General features: G+C 51.8%; 14 protein-coding genes and 1 riboswitch. Of the genes, 6 read left to right on the top strand and 8 right to left on the bottom strand.

All coding sequences use genetic code 11. From position 1 onward, the window contains the following. Positions 1-6: 6 nt before the first annotated feature. Both O9139_RS07675 and O9139_RS07670 read right to left on the bottom strand, forming a co-directional pair. Positions 7-981, bottom strand: coding sequence for an ornithine cyclodeaminase family protein (locus O9139_RS07675; RefSeq protein ID WP_270878868.1), 975 nt, complete (start codon positions 979-981; stop codon positions 7-9). A 334-nt stretch (positions 982-1,315) separates the two neighbouring features. After that, positions 1,316-2,614 carry an NCS2 family permease gene (locus O9139_RS07670; protein ID WP_270878867.1) on the bottom strand — a complete coding sequence of 433 codons (1,299 nt, stop codon included), beginning with the start codon at positions 2,612-2,614 and terminating at the stop codon, positions 1,316-1,318. 110 nt (positions 2,615-2,724) lie between these two features. Then, positions 2,725-2,824: riboswitch (purine riboswitch) on the bottom strand. 253 nt (positions 2,825-3,077) lie between these two features. On the opposite strand from O9139_RS07670, the gene O9139_RS07665 reads away from it, so the two are divergent. The 6 genes from O9139_RS07665 to O9139_RS07640 all read left to right on the top strand — a co-directional run bounded on the left by O9139_RS07665 (position 3,078) and on the right by O9139_RS07640 (position 9,250). Further along, positions 3,078-4,340, top strand: a complete 1,263-nt coding sequence (locus tag O9139_RS07665; RefSeq protein ID WP_270878866.1) for an MDR family MFS transporter — start codon at positions 3,078-3,080, stop codon at positions 4,338-4,340. Between the two features lie 219 nt (positions 4,341-4,559). After that, positions 4,560-5,711, top strand: a complete 1,152-nt coding sequence (locus O9139_RS07660) for a glycosyltransferase family 4 protein (protein ID WP_270878865.1) — start codon at positions 4,560-4,562, stop codon at positions 5,709-5,711. Positions 5,712-5,722: 11 nt separating this feature from the next. Next, complete coding sequence (locus O9139_RS07655) at positions 5,723-6,760, top strand: CotS family spore coat protein (RefSeq protein WP_270878864.1); 1,038 nt, start codon at positions 5,723-5,725, stop codon at positions 6,758-6,760. Then, complete coding sequence (locus O9139_RS07650; RefSeq protein ID WP_270878863.1) at positions 6,760-7,782, top strand: CotS family spore coat protein; 1,023 nt, start codon at positions 6,760-6,762, stop codon at positions 7,780-7,782. The genes O9139_RS07655 and O9139_RS07650 overlap by 1 nt, the downstream gene beginning before the upstream one ends. Before the next feature lie 18 nt (positions 7,783-7,800). Next, positions 7,801-8,016 (top strand): amphi-Trp domain-containing protein, encoded by a 216-nt coding sequence (locus tag O9139_RS07645; protein WP_270878862.1) that lies wholly within the window; start codon positions 7,801-7,803, stop codon positions 8,014-8,016. 79 nt (positions 8,017-8,095) lie between these two features. Then, positions 8,096-9,250, top strand: coding sequence for a GGDEF domain-containing protein (locus O9139_RS07640; RefSeq protein ID WP_270878861.1), 1,155 nt, complete (start codon positions 8,096-8,098; stop codon positions 9,248-9,250). A gap of 48 nt (positions 9,251-9,298) precedes the next feature. Here O9139_RS07640 and O9139_RS07635 read toward each other — a convergent pair whose 3' ends face one another. From O9139_RS07635 to O9139_RS07610, 6 genes are all read right to left on the bottom strand, one after another. Continuing rightward, positions 9,299-9,760 carry a VanZ family protein gene (locus O9139_RS07635; protein WP_270878860.1) on the bottom strand — a complete coding sequence of 154 codons (462 nt, stop codon included), beginning with the start codon at positions 9,758-9,760 and terminating at the stop codon, positions 9,299-9,301. Next, on the bottom strand, positions 9,753-10,034 hold the full coding sequence (locus tag O9139_RS07630) for a hypothetical protein (RefSeq protein WP_270878859.1): 282 nt from the start codon (positions 10,032-10,034) through the stop codon (positions 9,753-9,755). The genes O9139_RS07635 and O9139_RS07630 overlap by 8 nt, the downstream gene beginning before the upstream one ends. A 223-nt stretch (positions 10,035-10,257) precedes the next feature. Further along, positions 10,258-13,203, bottom strand: a complete 2,946-nt coding sequence (locus O9139_RS07625) for a rhamnogalacturonan lyase family protein (protein ID WP_270878858.1) — start codon at positions 13,201-13,203, stop codon at positions 10,258-10,260. A 345-nt stretch (positions 13,204-13,548) separates the two neighbouring features. After that, on the bottom strand, positions 13,549-15,063 hold the full coding sequence (locus O9139_RS07620) for an acetyl-CoA hydrolase/transferase family protein (protein ID WP_270878857.1): 1,515 nt from the start codon (positions 15,061-15,063) through the stop codon (positions 13,549-13,551). A 129-nt stretch (positions 15,064-15,192) separates the two neighbouring features. After that, positions 15,193-15,837 (bottom strand): LytTR family DNA-binding domain-containing protein, encoded by a 645-nt coding sequence (locus tag O9139_RS07615; RefSeq protein WP_270878856.1) that lies wholly within the window; start codon positions 15,835-15,837, stop codon positions 15,193-15,195. Between the two features lie 674 nt (positions 15,838-16,511). Further along, complete coding sequence (locus tag O9139_RS07610; RefSeq protein WP_270878855.1) at positions 16,512-18,197, bottom strand: hypothetical protein; 1,686 nt, start codon at positions 18,195-18,197, stop codon at positions 16,512-16,514. Positions 18,198-18,276 lie beyond the last annotated feature (79 nt).

Raw genomic sequence — 18,276 nt, 5'->3', positions numbered from 1 at the left:
TCTCTCCTATAAAGAAATATGAGTTCCTTTGCTCAGTCGCATCGCTTCTTTGAAAATATAGCTGGCTGCAGCCAAATCTTCACTTGCCAGCCCTAACGCCTTAAAAAGCGTGATCGCCTCTGCCGAGCGCCGCCCTTGCAGTTGGCCCGTCAGCAGCTCGCCGACTTCCCCGAGCAGATGCTGCTCGCTGATCACGCCTTCTTGCAGCGGAATCAAATAATCGCCCGCTTCGTTCACCGCAGACTCCCGGCGGTCGACGAACAGCTCCGCACGGCGCACAAGTTCTGAATCAAGCTCGCGATCCTTGGCCCGGCAAGCGCCGACAGCATTGATGTGCGCACCTGCCTGAATCCATTCGCCGTGCACGACTGGCGTCGTGGATGCCGTTACCGTACAAATCATATCTGCATCCCGGACGGCCTCCTCCGCTGAAGCTGCTACCCGGACAGCAACGTTGTAACGGCTCTCCGTCTCCGCCTTCAGCTTCTCCGCATGGGCCGGATTCGGGCCCCATACGCGGATCAAGCGGATCGGGCGAACGAGCAGCATCGCCTCGATATGGCTGCGTGCCTGCTCTCCTGTCCCGATGACAGCCAGCGTCTGCGCATCAGGGCGCGCAAGCAGTTTGGTGGCGACGGCGCTGACGGCAGCGGTGCGAATGGAAGTGATTGTTTTGCCATCCAAAATTGCATCTAATTTACCATTGGTCGAATTAAATAAAGCGACAAAGCCTTGATGGGAAGGCTGCTGCTTCACATGGTTATCCGGGAACACTGTGATGACCTTGGCTCCCACCGTCTCTTCCCGCTTCAAATATGCAGGCATGAGCCCCATCAGATTGCCTCCTTCAACGGGGACAACGCTTCGCAGGGACTGCATGGCTTGTCCGGTCGTCAAATCGGCGAGAACAGCCTCCATAATGGCGATGCAGGCTTCCATCGACAGCAGTTCTTGAACTTCATTGTGCGTGATCACGAGCATGGGGAATCACCTGCTTTATGTTATTTTTTCCATTATACCTGCTAGTATGGAGGTATTCATACTTTAATTATTTTATGAGATATGGGAATAAGTCAGAGTTAGTAAAAATTCGCGGAAGCGCATTCATCCAGTGACATACAAGCTCGGCGAGCACCGAGAGGCGCAGGCACGGAGGCGTGCAAAGCGGATTTGCCGCTTTAGAGCTACTCCTGAAAGCTCGGGGGTACCTCCCAAGCGACTTTTCCGCTTTGGGCGCACCGCCGGAGGCTCGCGCCAAACCACAAAAAGGCCCTCCTTTTCAATATACTAGGAGGGCCTTTCTATGAGCTTCGGTTTAATGACTAAAGAACACAATCTGAATAAAAAACAGTACCGCAAACAAATAAAAGATCGGATGAACATCTTTCCGTTTGCCGCGGATCAGCTTCAGGATCGGGTACACGATGAATCCGATGCCGATACCTGTCGCGATGCTGTAAGTCAGCGGCATCAAGACGACGATCAAAAACGCTGGAAAAGCTTCTTCCAGATCGCTCCACTCGATTTTGCGCAGCACATTCATCATCAGAAACCCGACGATGATCAACGCCGGAGCCGTAATCGCCGGAATACCCGCCAGCACGGCCACGATCGGCGAGAAAAACAACGTAAGCGCCAGCAGCACGCTCACGGTCAGCGCCGTCAGCCCTGTCCGCCCTCCGACGGCAACCCCCGAACTGGACTCGATGTAGGCCGAAGTCGGACTTGTGCCGAGCGCAGCTCCCACCGTGGTGCCGATTGCATCTGCAATCAGTGCGCCGCGCGACCTCGGAAACTTGTTATCTTTGAGCAATCCCGCCTGTTCGGCAACACCCAGCATCGTCCCCGTCGTGTCGAAGAGGGTGATCAGCAAAAACGTAAACACAACGGCATACAAACCATGCGAAAATACGCCGCCAACATCAAACTGGAACGCGGTCGCCGACAGTCCTGTAGGCAGAGCGATCCACGCTTGCGGCATCTGCAGCAATCCGAGACACCAGGCCAAAATCGCAGTAATGATCATTCCGATAAACAAGAAACCTTTTACCCGGTACGCCATCAAGATTAGAGATATGATTAATCCGATTACCGTTAAGTACGTCATCGGCTTCGTCAAATCGCCCAGCGTAAGTAAAGTGGATGGTGAGGCGACGATAATTTGCGCATTTTGCAGCCCGATAAATGTAATAAATAACCCGATTCCCGCCGTGATTGCATGTTTCAAGCTGGATGGAATCGCATCCAACAGCATATAGCGGAACGAAGTCAAGGATAGCAAAATAAACAGCACGCCAGCGACGAAAACGGCTCCGAGTGCCGCTTGCCAGGAGACTCCGCTCCCTCCCACTACGCTAAAAGCAAAATAGGCATTCAAGCCCATGCCAGGCGCAATGACAATCGGATAGTTGGAGAAAAAACCGATGATCAGTGTGGCAGTAATGCTGGCGAGCACTGTGGCTATGAACACTCCGTGGAAATCCATGCCCGCCTTGCTCAGAATGCCAGGATTCACAATGACGATATACACCATGGTCAAAAATGTTGTCACACCAGCCATGATTTCCGTCGAGACCGTGGTGCCTCGTTCTTTAAGTTTAAAGATGCTTTCCATGTCACTTGCCTCCAATGAAATGTGATCCTTCTTACCATTATTTCCTACTGAAAAAATAAAAAACCTAACCTGCGTATATAGGGAATCCGTCGTAAGCAGCAAGAAAGCAGCTGCACGTCTCCCCTATTCGTAGTTAGGATTCTTTGGCTCCTTGTAGAAACCCTCAAACCATATTATTGAGGATATACGAATGTAGCATTTTCGATAATTTCAATTGTGCCTGTAATAGAATATAGGATGGTCGGCTGCCCCGTCAATAGTTTCCGTCCTAAATTTCTGCATTTTTCCGAACTATACTAATAAAAAATCGATAAATGTTCGCCTTTATCCAAAATTGAACTTTACGTTTACATATAAATTGGACTATGGTCAATTCATCCTGCCTTCAGTTATAATAGCCTGATGATGCCTGCTAACCGCACCTTTTATCAGGTCTTATTTCTATGCATCGGAGAATGCTTACATGAAAATCAGAGATTGGGACACGAATTTAAAAATCCGCCTCGGCGGAGAAGCCGCATTTAACGTCATCTTTTGGGCATTTTTCCCTTTTTTATCCATCTACTTCTCTCATTCGTTCGGCAAAGGCTGGACCGGCCTGCTGCTCATCTTGTCGCAAACGCTCTCGGTCATCGCCAATTTGCTTGGCGGTTATTGCGCCGATCGTTTCGGGCGGAAGCGCATGATGGTCGTTGCCGCCTATGGGCAAGCCGTCGGGTACGGGATTTTCGGCTTCGCCGCCTCCCCGTGGGTATCCCTCCCGTTTGTCGGCTTCTGCGGCTTCAGCTTCGCCAGCTTCTGCGGCGCGCTGTACTGGCCGGCGAGCCAAGCGATGGTCGCGGATGTCGTGGAGGAAGAGCACCGATCCAGCGTTTTCGCCATCTTCTATACGGCTGCCAACATCGCTGTTGTGGCCGGTCCGCTGCTGGGCTCCCTCCTGTATGAGGACAACCCCTACATGGTATTGTTCGCTGCCGCAGCGTTCTGCATCCTGCTCGCGCTAGTGATGAGCACCCGCTTGCACGAAACACTGCCGCAGCATGTCGCCGACCGCCACGAATCCCACTCCGAAGTTCCGTGGTACCGCTTTTTAACCGTACAGCTGCGCGACTACCGGGTCATCGCCACCGACCGGGTATTCCTGCTGTTCGTCATCGGCGGCGTCCTGCTTTCGCAAACATTCATGCAGCTGGATCTGCTCTTTCCGGTATTTCTGCAGGAATCTGTCGCGACGACGACGGTCTTCTCTATCGGCGATTGGAGTCTGCAAGCTTCCGGCAAACAGTTGTTCGGCATGATTGTGTCTGAGAACGGACTCTTCGTTGCTTTGTTCACCGTGATCGTCACCAAGTGGATGGCCGGTTTCCGGGACCGGTATGTGTTTATCGGCGGCGCGCTCTTTTATGCGATAGGCATCATCCTCTTCGGCCAGATGTCCACCTTCTGGGGCTTTACGCTGGCCATTGCGGTATTTACACTGGCTGAGCTGATGTCAGCAGGCCCGCAGCAGGCCTTCGTGTCCAGGCTCGCCCCGGAGCATATGCGTGGCCAATACTTTGCGGCGGCCAGCCTCCGCTACACGATCGGTCGGACAATCGCGCCGCTTTCCATCCCGATCAGCAGCTGGATCGGCTTTAATTGGACATTCATAGTGCTGGCGGTATTAGCTGTGTTGGCGGCGGTCATGTATAACATGATGTTTAACCGATTTGATCAACAACCGTAGACGTCCCGCCCTACTGACTTGTTAACACAAATCAAAACACCTTCAAGAGATTGAGCCATGTCGTAAGACGTGTGGATCACCTTGGAGGTGTTTTTGTTTTGGCAGCGAGTATGGGAAGTAAACATAACGATTAAATCATTTTCGCCGATCGTCATGTTCGCCGTTTCCACAGCGCAAATCTATCATATTTTAATAATATGAAAGGAGTGTGATGATAGGATGAAGCTGGCTATGATATGCACCGAACGCCTGCCAGTACCGCCGCTTCGGGGAGGAGCCATTCAAATTTTCATGAATGGTGTAGCCCCCTATCTCGCCGCCAAACACGCATTGACGATTTATTGCATTGACGATCCCGAACTGCCCGATAGGGAAACCGTTCATGGCGTGCGCTACATCCGGGTTCCCCGCGAAGATTATGAGCTCCAGGTCGCCAAGCAACTGGCACTGGAGGAAGTTCCTTATGACCTGATTCATGTATGCAACCGGCCGAAGCATCTTTTACTGTACAAACACGCGATGCCCAGCAGCCGCTTTGTGGTCAGTCTTCATAACGAGATGTTCAAGGAAGCGAAAATATCCCGTCAGATCGGAGAGCTCGCCATCCAAATTGCCGACGGCATTATGACGGTCAGCGATTACATCGGCCGCACGATCACCGACAGGCTTCCTTCCGCCAAGCCGAAAATAAGTACCGTTTATTCCGGAATTGATCTGGATATATATCGTCCGATCTGGGACGCAAATGTGCAGCCGTTGCGGTCCGCGCTTCGCCAGCAATTCGGTGTCGATCATAACAAGGTCGTCTTGTTTGTCGGGCGGCTCAGCAAGGTGAAAGGCCCTGATGTGCTGATACAGGCGATGGAACAAGTTATCCACAAGCATTCCGACGCGGTTCTCGTCATTGTCGGAAGCCGATGGTTCAGCGACGACCGTATGGACGAGTACACGCTGAAACTGCGCCATCTGGCGGAAGCCCTCGGTGAGAATCGTGTTGTTTTCACGAATTTTGTGGCGCCCAGTCAAATTCCGGAGCATTTTCTGCTCGGCGACCTGTTCGTCTGCTGCTCGCAGTGGGAGGAGCCGCTGGCCAGAGTCCACTACGAGGCCATGGGCGCCGGTTTGCCTATTGTGACGACGCGTCGAGGCGGCAATCCCGAGATCTTCGATCACATGGTTAACGGCATCGTGATCGATGACTTCACGAACCCGCAAGCGTTCGCCGAAGCGATTAATTACCTCTTCGACCATGCGGAAGAGGCCTCGCGGTTGGCTCAGGCAGGCCGTGCCACAGCTGAGGCAAACTATGGCTTCCAGCATGTGGCGCAGCGGTTGGAGCAGTTATATGAGCAAGCGATTTCATCAAGTTAGGAGGACGATCTATGGATACTGTATTTGCCGAGACGGTCAAAAAGGTCATTGCCCATTATCCCTTGGAGACTACTCATATTTCTTTATTATCTTACAAAGGTAAAAAAGCTGTCTGGTCGATTCTGACTTCCCAAGGTGAGTTCATTTTGAAGAAAGTCCCTTTTGCGGAAGATCACATTCAATTCATGACGCATGCAATCGATTATTTAAAAGCCCATGGAGTCCGCACACCTGGTGTCATGAAGGCAACCTCCGGGGAAGCGTATGTCAAATCGGACGATGAATTTTTTGTCTTGTTTGAATGCGTGCACGGGCGGTCGCCGGAGTATGAAATCGAGGAAGAGTTGGTGCAGATTTTGCAGGGGATGGCGGCATTCCATCGCGCTTCCAAGGGCATCGAATCCCCAACCGGTTACTTCCCCTCCTTCCTTCTGGAAGAGTGGCGGGAGGATTACCAAAGACGAGCTGCGCTCATCTTGAAATGGAAAACAGCGCGCACTGGCGCTGCCGATTTGAAAGCGTTCGACAAGCTGTTCCTGCAGCATGCCGACCACTTCCTGCAGCAATGCCAGCAAGCGCTTGACGTTTTGAACCACTCTGATTTTGACCGGTGGGCTGCAGAAACCCGTACAACCAAGACGCTGTGCCATCAGGATTACGCTGCGGGGAATTTGGCGATCGGCGATGACGGTCATCTATACGTCTATGATATGGATTCTTTGACGGTGGACCTGCCTGTCCGCGACTTGCGGAAAATTTTGAACAAGGTGATGAAAAAAGAAGCGCAATGGAACTTGCCGCAAATGATGACGATGATTAAAGCCTATCAGTCCGTCAACCCGCTAACAGCCGAACAATACAGGGTCCTTGCAGCGGATATCCTGTTCCCGCATCTCTTTCTCGGCCAAGCTTCCAAGTACTATGAGCATCGTGAGGAGAAATGGCCGATCCAGAAGCATGTCTCCCGCCTGCAGGAAATGATTGATACCGAATTAAGCAAGGAAGCCGTGCTGCAAGAGTTCCTTGCTAGACTGGATGAGGTGGTTTAATGTCTGCGACGAATGAACTTCAAGCGCTCGGGGAGAAGCTGATGGCGTCACACTATTCCCATATTCAGGTAAATCAAATCGAGGTTATTCAAAGCGGCGGCATCAAAACGATTTGGAAAATGCAATCCGCTGTGGGGACGATCTGCCTGAAAAGGATTCGCAAGCCACTTCCAATCGTAAAATTTACAACTGCAGCGCAAGCTTATTTGGCCGGCAGAGGCGCCTTGGTCGCCTCCATCCTGCCTACCAAGAGCGGCGAGCTGTATTTCGTGCACGAAGGCCATGCGCTTGTGTTGTATTCTTGGATTGAAGGAACGGATCTGGACATGGAGCGAAACGAAGAGCACCTGCGTGCGGGCCTTCGCGGCATTGCCCGTTTCGAACGGGATTCCCTCGGCTTCCAGCCCCCGTCTGACTGCGAAGTTTATGATAAATTGGGCAAGTGGCCGCTCCATTACGCGAAGATGACACAGGAACTTATAGACTGGAAAGCGATTGCCGAGGAGGAATCGTCCAAATTTCACGAGACTTATGCGCAATTGGCTGTGGTTATGATCGCAGCCGCTCGGCAAGCGCTAGATTTGCTGCGTACGTCAGCTTACGCCAAGTGGGTTGCAGCCGTCGAGCCTTACGGATATTTGAGCCACCAAGATTACGGCAAAGGGAATGCGCTGCAAACCGAGCGTGGCGTCTATATTTTGGACTTGGATAATTTAACTTACGACCTGCCACTGCGCGACCTGCGCAAGCTGATCACCAAGCGCATGGATGAGCTCGGAACTTGGACAGCCGCAGATCTCAACACGTGGATCTCCTATTTCGAGGAAGAGCTGCCCTTAACGGATGAGCGGCGGCGAGTCCTCTACATCGACTTGTTATTTCCGCATACTTTTTATGGCGAGGCGAAAAAACCGTTCAAAAAGGGCGATACCGATTATGAGCCAGAAAAGCTTATCGAGAGTTTCGAGTTTGAAATAGCAAAAAATGCCGTTCTGCAGCAATTGCTTGCATCCACTCAATAACCAAGGGAGGTGCCATCTATGCGCATAGAGGAAGAGTTTGTCGGCAACCGGCAGCAGTTTGCCGAACTGCTGCGGCGCACCGCCGAGCAGCTGGAAGATGACCAACTGCATATCCGCGGCCGCCAAGTCCAACTGCCGGATGCCGGCATGGAGTATAAAATCAGCCATAAAACCGATGGAGGCAAAAATAAATTGACGCTGTCCATTGAGTGGCTTGATTCAGAAGAAGACTGATGTAAATCTCCCCCAGTATTTGCTATACTCATAGGAATATTACTTGTGCGTTCCTAAACAGAGAATAGGTAGTGGCCCTATGAATATTCAACTGGATATGATTACGATGTTCGTCGCCCTCGTCGTCGGGCATTTGTTTACTGCTGTGCTCATCTTTGCCTACTGGCGCGGCCAGGTTAAGGACAAATCTTTAAGCACTTTTTTTTCTGCCAAATGTGTACAAGCCACGACTTGGTTTCTGCTTGTTGTCAGCCACGATGTCCCGGATAAGCTGACCTTATCGTTATCCAATTCCTTTCTCATCATTGGTGTGTGCCTGGAAATCGCCGCTGTGCTGATGCTGCACCACGCCTGGAGCGGAATGGCCAAAACTTTAGTCCTCACCTTTACCGCCTGCAACTTAATCGTGTATCAGCTTCTCCTGTTTTTGTTCAACGATGAGAACTTGCGCATTATCTATGCTTCCATCGCTCTCTCCGCTACGCTGATGATTCCGGTTTACCTGCTGATTCGCGATGGCTCCGCCTCCATGCTGAGACGCATCATGGGGTATTTTTATTTGTTTGTGATCACCACACTCCTTGGGAGAGCGCTGCTGACCCTCTTTTCCGGTCAATCGATGAGTTTTTATAACAATGGCGGCTTTCAGACCCTTTCATTCCTGGCTTTATATCTCGTCATGATTTCAGGGAATACCGGTTTCGCCCTGCTGATGAAAGAACGGTCCGATCAGGAGCTCCGCCGCTTGGCGAACTTCGACGATTTGACGGGGACGTTGAATCGGCGGACGTTTGCTGCCGAAGCCCAGCGCCTCCTGGGCGTTTATGCACGCAAGAAGCAGCCGGTTACGCTGATGCTTTTTGACATTGATCATTTCAAAACGATCAATGATACCTACGGCCACCTCGTCGGCGATCAGGCGCTGCAATATTTGGCGCAGCAGATCCGGCGCTGTCTCCTTGCCGAGGACTTGTTCGCGCGGTTCGGCGGAGATGAGTTCGCCATCCTGCTTCCTGGGCGGGATGCGGCCAAGGCCGCTGCGAAAGCGGAGGAGATTCGGCAAAGCACGCATAACGCCATCCTGGCCGGGATTCCGCAGCCATTTACCATCAGCCTCGGCGTCCTCACGGTTATTCCGCAGCCGACGACGCAGCTCGAAGCCCTCTACAGAGATTGCGACGAAGCCTTGTACCGGTCCAAAAGAAATGGGCGTAATAACGTCTATCACGTGTAATCGAAAAAAGACATCCGCTTACGGCTTGAGACCGCGCGAATGTCTTTTTTATTGGTTGAGATGATTCACGTTCCACATAGTGGAAACTTTGCTGCGCACCAGGAGAGCGGCTTGAATCACATAATGGGATAACACGATGCCGGCCGAATCGATCGCCATATCATAGATTCTGCCGTCGCGGTTGAAATACAATTGGCATATTTCCGATAGGACAGCCAGGAAAACGGCGATGATCAGCGCCGGCTTTTGCCTGCGCAGCAAGTTGAACAGCAGCAGGTCCATGATCGCGAATCCTAGAAAATGGCCGAATTTCACCAGCACCCATTTCGGGTGAATTTGCGTCAAATCGACCCGAAGCAGCTCCGTAAATTGCGGATGCGCATTAAAATCAAATTCAAGCGTGTGCTGATACAATAAAGCTTCCAGATTCACGGTGCAGGTTAAAATCAGCAGAACGATGAACCACGAGCTAGCCAGCAGGAACCGGTAAGGTGTTCGCATTCTAAACATGCACGAGATGCTCCGTCATCTCATGCTCGTTAGACATAAAGCTCATGTCCGCGTCGTGCCGGCTTGTCCACGCTTCTCCGGACTTGTACTCTTGTGAGTCGGGGACTTTGCTGAAGCGGATAACCGGAAATTCAAAAGCGTTCAGCACCTCGCGGGCTTGCGAACCGGTAAGAGAAGTCACCTGCGCGGCGTTGTAATGTTTATGGTAAGTGAAAGCGCCTTGGATATCTTGAGCAGCCTTCGTTTTCGTGTTCATGGATTTCATTGTTGTCATAGGATTCACCTTGCCTTTCGATATTTGCTTTACAAGGATGAGTATAACGGGTGAACCTGAAATCCAACTGAGGCTAAGCTGATCACCATATAAAAAGAAGCTGAAAACTTGCTGAAATCCGGGATTATTCCGCTATCCGCTGGGCGTGCCCCTGCATAAGCTAAAAAAGGCTGCCAGGAAGTCATAGACCTTCCGGAACAGCCTTTTTCCATGCTTTTCGTCCCTAATTATCCTTGGGGCCTTTCGGATCTTTCGGGCCTTTCGGTTTCCCATTGTTCGTATAAATCACTTTTGGCGCCTGCAGCTTGCCCGCAAGGACCGTGTTCCGTATATCCTCGCCCAGGTAGAAACTTAAATGCGGCGGCTGATTATACGCCGAGTTCTGCCAAGCGATACCGTTGCGGTACAGAGGATCCTGCATAAGCGTGTACAGCCTGTACGCCGTCGGAGTCGTCGTGCTGAAGATGCGCAGCTCCGAACTATCGGTCGTTGGCAGCAGAACCTCTTCGCGCCAATCGCCCAGAATGTCGGCTTGCAGAGTCGGCGTCGCCTTGGTGCCATTGTTGCTGACAACCCCGTCAAAGCTCGCTATCGTCTCCGCAACACCTTTACTTTCGTTATACTTCGTGATCGACGTATTATCGAGCAGCTCACTCAGCAGGTCGCCGTCCCATAGCAGCGCGAAATTTATGGAAAGCCCTGCCGTGCGATAACTGTTGGCGACGACGTGACCCTGCACGTTGTAAATCCCTCCGCCAGACGCCGCGGTCGTGCCCCCCGCTCCCCAGAATTCAAACCCGGGTTCGGAGGTGATATTCGCAGCCAATCCCCGCCCTGTATCCACATAGGCATTGTAGGACATCAACGTTTCACCGGTTCCAGCATCATGCAGCTCAACGGAGGCGACAGCCGGCACCTCATGCACCGCCATAACTTGCAGCCCTTCACGAGCCGGGTCAAAAGCTCCTACATGCAGCGCATCCCCATGTGAACCTTGCTCGCGCTGCATCTCACCATCCATCGCATAGAGGATCGTGCCATCCTGATCCAACGTCAACGAGCCGGCGATGATCTCATCGAATCCATCGTTATCCACATCGGCTGTGGCCAGATTATGAAAGCCTAAGCCGCCACCGCGTCCCACTTGCGCGGAATCGAACGTCCACTGCGCTTGCAGCTTGCCTTTTACCAGATGGTACGCCACAAAAGTAGTCCGCTCATAATATCCTCGGCCATAGATCGCACTCGGCGTCACGCCGTCCAAGTAAGCCAACCCCGACAGGAAGCGGTCGGAACGGTTATACCAAGTGTCGCCCCACGACGCGACATCACCCAGCGGGAACGCATAATTCACCGTGTCGATAACCTTGCCGGTATCTCCTTGGAAGATCGAAACATATTCTGGACCGCCGAAGATATGGCCGGTATCATTCACCCATTTGCCATTGTCCGCCGCGTTGCCGATGACACTGATCACTTTGCTGCTGTCGAACTTGCCGTCTTTGGCCCCGTAGACCGTAGTCGCATCCGCAGTTTTAATAAAAAACTCACTCTTGCCGTCCCCATCAAAATCCGCGATTACAAATTGATTGTAATGTGCGCCAGATGTCAGATTCAGCCCCATATTCATGCGCCATAACAGCGTACCGTCCAATTTGTACGCGTCGAAAATCGTCGGTCCTGTCATCCCTGTCTGCGAGCTGTCGATCGCATTCGATGGGTACCATTTGACGACAACTTCGTACTCGCCGTCTCCGTCCAAATCGCCGACACCAGCGTCATTGACACTGTACGTGTAACTGCCCGTAGCCGTCGTTCCTCCTTCCGGTTTTTGCATCGGAATGGATAGGTAGTCGTTGCTGACCGCTTTTGCTGCTTCTTTGCCGTCAGGCTTTCCGCGGTCCAGTGTTTCCACTTGATAGGTATCCCCTGGAACGCCGGAAGTATCCAAATAATTGGTTACTGACAAAGGTGTAGCATTTACCTTTTTCCCGTTGCGGTACAGATTAAATGTCACATCCTGATCGTACTCATCGGCAAGCAGGCGCCAGCTGACAAACACGCCGTCCGCCGATTTGAGTGCGATCAAGCCGCGATCCAGCCATTGCGTCTGCCGCGCCATATTTGTCGGAGCGAGACGGTTATTCACATATAGCGTCGCATAGCGGCCAAAGCCGTTCTCCAGACTTTGAGGAACAGCAAGCGTTCCTTTGAACGTGTAGACGCCGGCTTTATGCGGATTCCATGCTTGATCGGTGGCCGTCCATTCACTTACCGGAACGTCCGCTGTCGTATTATTGGCAAGCGAAACTTGAACGGTCGCCGGCAGCCCGAGCGAATGGATATCGCTTGTCGTTTGATCGACATACACCGTCCGGTAAGGCAGCTTTTCCACTTTTGTAATCCGGTTATCCGGGATCGACACATGATAGACGCTGAAGTTGTCCAGGAACGTCGTCCAGGAAATATTATTCCCCGATGTCCGCATGCCGACCAGCTTCACGGAGGCTACAGAGCCGTCGAAAGCCACACCGTTCAAGCTCGATGAATAGCTTTCGCTTGTGCCCGTCGCTTTGTCCGTCAGTTTTAACCCGACGACATCGTTCTCCACGTCCAGATTGATCCCGACGGTGTACCACGTCAAAGGATTGGTGAATCCAGTGCTCGCAGCGGGCTGCTTCCCAGCAAAATACTGCAGCGGCGCGAGGTTGGTATTGTTCAAAGTGAATACCGTGTTGCCCGAGCTGTCCATCACTCTGAACTCGCCGCCATTTTCGCTGGGATTGCTAGCGCTTTTATCATTCACTTTGCCAGGGTACCAGTCGAATTGAACAAGGATTTGGCTGCCTTTAACGGATGTGCCGAAGGTCTTTGTCGCCACGCGGCCCCCCGTTTGATTCGTTTGCGTAAACTCCAGCTTCGGTGTGCTGTTGCCTGTGATCGCATACGTGTTTGTCGTGACCGTCGCATTCGCGGTCGTAAAGCCCCAGTTTACCGGATCGACCGCAGCCGAATCGCCAAAGTCCGTCTGATAGACCGCTTCGAGCTCGCTGCTGTCAATCGCGGCTGCTGTGCCGCTGGAGCCATCCGCCGATACCAGATTTGGAACCAAGAGGGCTCCTGCTAAAAGCAAGGAAACGATTTTTTTCAATTGTACGCCATGTCTCACTATCCCTATCACTCCTTCAGTTACGTTACGGTTCATTCGTTCTCAATCATGCAGCTCCTTCTCTTTTGCAACCGTTTACAAATCGGTTTATACTTGCCACGCAGAATCGTTCAGCCACCATCTCCTCGCCTAACATTCTCGGCCACATCATACTCCTATGGACGAAGCCATCCATGTCCTAACTGTATGCCGTGCATACATTACCGTCTATAGCACATTTTTTGAAGCCTATCACCTTCTTGCTATCAAGGTTTTACGGTGGATTTGCACATTTTTGATGGTGATTCTCTTTTTTTGCTTATAACAAAAAGACACCCTTTCAGGTGTCCAACTCATCTAGAATGGTTACCGGCTCAGCGGTACCGCTTGACGCATAGATCCTGTTTGCGCATACTGCGTATGCCAGGACAACGCCTTTTCAAGGACATGCGGGGTTTGTCCGCCCCTGGTCAGCGCTTCCTTGTAATAGTCCGCCAAACTTTCCCTATACATCGGATGCGCGCAGTTGCGGATAATAAGCTCAGCCCGCTCTCGCGGCGCCAATCCGCGCAGATCCGCATAGCCTTGCTCCGTGACCACCACATCCACATCGTGCTCGGTATGATCCACATGCGAAACAAAGGGCACAATGCTGGAGATGTCGCCATTCTTCGCTATCGACTTGGTGACAAAGATCGAGATCCGGGCATTGCGGGCAAAATCGCCGGAACCCCCGATGCCGTTCATCATTTGCGTTCCCAGCACATGCGTGGAATTCACATTGCCATAAATATCGAATTCCAGCGCGGTATTGATCGCAATCAGCCCCATACGGCGGATCACTTCCGGGTGGTTGGAAATTTCCTGCGGCCTTAGCACCAGCCGATCCCGGTACTTCGCAAGATGAGGGAACACTTCATCCATCTTCGATGGGGACAGCGTGATCGAGCAGCAGGAGGCAAAGGCAACTTTGCCAGCATCCATTAAGTCAAACACGGCGTCCTGTAAAACCTCCGAATACACTTCCAAATCAGTAAACTCGGACTGCAACAAGCCATGGAAAACGGCATTGGAGACCGAGCCGATTCCTGACTGAAGCGGCGCCAAGCGATTCGTTAACCGGCCTGCACGCACTTCCTCCCGCAGGAAGCCGATGAGATGCCGCGCGATCGTCTCCGTCTCTTGATCCGGCGCGGTAATCGTCGAAGGGGAGTCGCTCTGGTGCGTGAACACGATGCCCTTGATTTTATCCGCATCGACGGGGATGCCTGCGATACCGATACGATCATCCGGTTTGGCGATCCCAATCGGCGACCTTTCACCCTGCTTGCCGGGCTCATACAAATCGTGCAGCCCTTCCAATAGCTGCGACTGCGCCAAGTTAATTTCAACAATGATAGCTTTGGCATGCTGCGCAAAAACCATGGAATTTCCTATAGACGTCGTAGGGATAATCCGCTGGTCTTCGGTAATCGCAATCGCTTCCAATATTGCAAAATCAATAGGTGCCAGCACATCGCCGCGGACCATCTCCGCCGTTTTGGATAAGTGCTGATCGACGAAGTAGAACTCGCCCTGATTGATTTTTTTGCGCATCGTCGGATCCGCCTGAAAAGGAAGGCGCTTACGCAGCAAGCCTGTTTCTGCAAACAATTTATCCACATCCGACCCCAGCGAGGCACCGGTATATACGTTCACTTTCAATTTCTCTTGTTTAGCGCGCTCTGCTAAGGCGACAGGCACCGCTTTGGCATCCCCTGCCCGGGTAAAGCCGCTTAAACCAAGTGTCATACCATCTTCGATCCAGGAAGCCGCCTCCGCAGCAGTCACAACTTTCGCTTGAAGATCAACGTTTCGGATTCTCTCGTAACCGTTTTCCATTCTGCATACCCCCTGCTCCGTATCGTTACAGCCATTTTAACAAATGGCTTGCGGGCAGCGCGTTTTTTCGATTGAAATAGGGAATATTCAGGACGAAGCAGGAAAAATCGCGTTTGAAACCGTACCCATTCAGAATCCGAGCAGCTTGCGAAAATAACTCGTGTACGATTGACTGACCGGAATTCGGCTTTGGTTGTTCATGATCAAGATAAGCGTAGAATGTGTATCTGGATAAATCTCTTTAATATGATTAACATTCACGATGAAGGATCGGTGGCAGCGCACAAAATCTTCCTTAGGCAGAAGAAACTCGAATTCATTCAAAGAATATTTATGCGTACCGGTTAGTTCTTCGGTGATCACGTGCGTTTTACGCTCACTAGCTTCCACATACATCACTTTCGAAAAAGAAACCGGAATCCAGCTGTCCTGATGCTTCACCGTTACGACGGATTTCCCCGAGGCAAGCGTTGGAAAAATAGCGGAGACGCAGCCCTGAATTTCCCCGTCACGAAATAACGGAACGGCCATCCCATAGTACGGCACGCCGAAGATGTCGCGGTCAATAAACTCCGACACTTTGTGTTTGCCGGTCAGCGCTTTGAAGGCAATCGTCCCCTCTTTGACGGGATCGCCGACGCTAATCTTCAGATCGATCCTTTTGCTTGGTTGATAGTAGATGTACTCCTTAGTATTCGCGACCGCTATCGAGGTTTCATCAGAGAACAGCTCGCCGATCGCCGCAAAAATCGTTTCCATTGGAAAGGCATCCATGCCGGGCACCCGCCTGTCTGCAGTATTTGTTGTCTCTCCAAACTATACAGAAAGTTCCTTCTCATGGGAAGTTGACACTGAGAACGGTTATCATTTACAATTCACCCTAACTACGACTCTATTCCGTTAGGAGGTGAAGCCGGGTGGAAATGACACAGCCGTTTCAAGGCATCACGCTCCAACTGCTGGACGCGCAAGAATACAAACTGGAAGGCAGGAGCACCCTGGAGTTCACGAACGATCATCAGCCCCTCTTCGGTTTCGTACATAAGGGAGCTATTAAAATCACTTCGCATGCAGAGCTTCATCGCCGAACCGCTACGGTCACGTACGGGGACGTGTTCCTGCTGCCATCCGATTGTCACAGCTCCATCCAAAATAGCGACAAATGGCCCTCGCAGCTGATCCTGCTCCGTTTTCAATGCCTGGAAGGTCCAGACAGCGGTCCTTTGTCCATTTCGCATCTATTCTCGGCTGGCCAAGCTCCGCCACGGCTTGTGCATTTCCGCATGCCCCGCTTTCGCAACTGGGTTCAGGACCTCGTCTGTGAAAGCTGGCGCAGCGACGCTTCCGCCTACTTCATCGCGCAATCGTTTACCTTTCTTGGGGAATTTATCCAAACAAACAAAAAACGGGCAAGCCGTACTGCAGCTCGCCCGTTACTCTATTTCAACTTAGTTTGCACTAAGATATTTTACAGCCCAAGCACCGTAATCCGCCTTGAGCTTTGCCGCATCATCCTTGCTTATGGCTCCCGCGCCGGCAAAACCGTTGATCTCTTGGTTGGCATGTTTCAGCAGGTTATAAAGCAGTGAATCCGGATCCTGATTCGCCGCTTGAGCTAATCCTTGACCCTGCGCAAGCCGTTTAAGCAAATCGGAAGCTTCGACGCCGGAGACCGCAGCGACGTCATCGATGATTCGATCCGAGCGGTTAGCCAAATATTGCTTGGCATCCACTTGATCTTTATAGCCCACGCGGCTAATCGCGTCCTGTACAAGGCTGTCAGACTCCGATTCTGTCGCGGACTGATCAGCAGCATTTAGCCAGCCTTTTTGCACCGCCTGTTCAATATAAGCATGTGCGTTTAGCATTAAATAGCTGCTTAAATCCGCCTCGTCTTTGCCCGTTGCTTCAACTAGCGTATGGCCATCAGCCAAGGACTGGCGCAGATCCGTTACAGCGGCTTCAGCATAATCCGCACTTGCTTCTACAAGAGATTGAATGCTCTCCTCTGCGATCGCATGATTGCTGCTGCCTTGAGCCGGTTGGCCGTATCCGTCTTGGTCAATGGCTCTGTCAATCGTCTCAGCCGCACGCTTCTTCAACTGATCACGCAACAGTGCAGAGAGGTTGCCCGCACTCCATTCATTGTCCAAATCCCGGCTTACCGTATCCAAAAGCTGCGCAGATAAATCTCCGGATGCCAGGCCGGAAGCTTCCACCAAGCTTTGGCCTGCTTTCAGTCCGTCTATGATATCCTTATAGTCTTTACCCGCGAAGGCAGCTGTTGCTTGAATGATCATGTCAGGGGCCAGCTTATCATTGAGCAGCGCCTGGCCGTATTTCTCCATCCATGGCGTTGCTCGCTCGTCATAACCTTTTTGCTGAAGGACCGCCCAAAGTTGATCTGCCCCGGAACTCGCAAGCTGGTCCCGTTGCTCGGCCTTCAGGCTTCCCGCACTAACAGCAGCATCCAGGTCTCCGCCCAGCAATGCGTTCAAAGCGTCTCTTAACGCCTGCGCGTCCATCCCAGTTGCCTCAACAATCGAATGTCCGGATTGAAGCGCCTGCCGGATATCGCTTTCTGCGACAGCCGACGCAGTAGCAGCATCTGAGACGATATGGTTCAACCGATTTTGGATAATGCTCTTTCCATCCTTAGGCAGGTAAGAAGCCGCACTGGCCCACGGCCAAGATTGCTGAACCCAATTCGCAATATTGTCATTGAACTGCTGCTGCAGACTAGCTGCTTCTTGGTCCGTAAGCGTGCCTTGCTTCACTTCATAAGCAGTATCAAGTGCGAACTGGCTAATAAGCGCAGATGTCAGCTCCGATAAAGGAAGACCCGAAGCAGACGCAAGGCTCGATCCATTATGTAACAAATCACTAAAGTCACTCGTATTTATTTTTGCCGCTTCTGCGGTATGCACATCCAACTTGCTTAGCCAGTTATTCAAGAACATCGTGCTAAAGTCTACGGTTGATGCCTGTGCATCAGACTTCTCTGTATTTGCTTGCGCCGTTGTATTCACAGCGGTCATGGCTTCATCCGCATAAGCTCCCCGCGGAAGCACGATTCCGCTTGTGGATGTAGCCAGAATGGCAGCACCCATCAATACCATAAGTTGTTTTCTCATCCTACTCCTCACCTCTCCGATCATATCGGTATGCCACTTGCTTTTGACATAATGAAGTATAGAATGGCTTCCTGAAATT

Source organism: Paenibacillus aestuarii (assembly GCF_027789125.1).
Classification (GTDB): Bacteria; Bacillota; Bacilli; order Paenibacillales; family NBRC-103111; genus Paenibacillus_E; species Paenibacillus_E aestuarii.
Note: the sequence above shows the minus strand (reverse complement) of the source record. Positions and strands in the feature narration are given on the sequence as shown.

Bases quoted from the DNA above. Each gene is read 5' to 3' on its own strand.
- O9139_RS07660 (WP_270878865.1), top strand. From the start codon at position 4,560: ATGAAGCTGGCTATGATATGCACCGAACGCCTGCCAGTACCGCCGCTT.
- O9139_RS07675 (WP_270878868.1), bottom strand. From the start codon at position 981: ATGCTCGTGATCACGCACAATGAAGTTCAAGAACTGCTGTCGATGGAA.
- O9139_RS07670 (WP_270878867.1), bottom strand. From the start codon at position 2,614: ATGGAAAGCATCTTTAAACTTAAAGAACGAGGCACCACGGTCTCGACG.
- O9139_RS07610 (WP_270878855.1), bottom strand. From the start codon at position 18,197: ATGAGAAAACAACTTATGGTATTGATGGGTGCTGCCATTCTGGCTACA.
- O9139_RS07635 (WP_270878860.1), bottom strand. From the start codon at position 9,760: ATGTTTAGAATGCGAACACCTTACCGGTTCCTGCTGGCTAGCTCGTGG.
- O9139_RS07615 (WP_270878856.1), bottom strand. From the start codon at position 15,837: ATGGATGCCTTTCCAATGGAAACGATTTTTGCGGCGATCGGCGAGCTG.
- O9139_RS07620 (WP_270878857.1), bottom strand. From the start codon at position 15,063: ATGGAAAACGGTTACGAGAGAATCCGAAACGTTGATCTTCAAGCGAAA.
- O9139_RS07665 (WP_270878866.1), top strand. From the start codon at position 3,078: ATGAAAATCAGAGATTGGGACACGAATTTAAAAATCCGCCTCGGCGGA.
- O9139_RS07645 (WP_270878862.1), top strand. From the start codon at position 7,801: ATGCGCATAGAGGAAGAGTTTGTCGGCAACCGGCAGCAGTTTGCCGAA.
- O9139_RS07650 (WP_270878863.1), top strand. From the start codon at position 6,760: ATGTCTGCGACGAATGAACTTCAAGCGCTCGGGGAGAAGCTGATGGCG.
- O9139_RS07640 (WP_270878861.1), top strand. From the start codon at position 8,096: ATGAATATTCAACTGGATATGATTACGATGTTCGTCGCCCTCGTCGTC.
- O9139_RS07630 (WP_270878859.1), bottom strand. From the start codon at position 10,034: ATGACAACAATGAAATCCATGAACACGAAAACGAAGGCTGCTCAAGAT.
- O9139_RS07655 (WP_270878864.1), top strand. From the start codon at position 5,723: ATGGATACTGTATTTGCCGAGACGGTCAAAAAGGTCATTGCCCATTAT.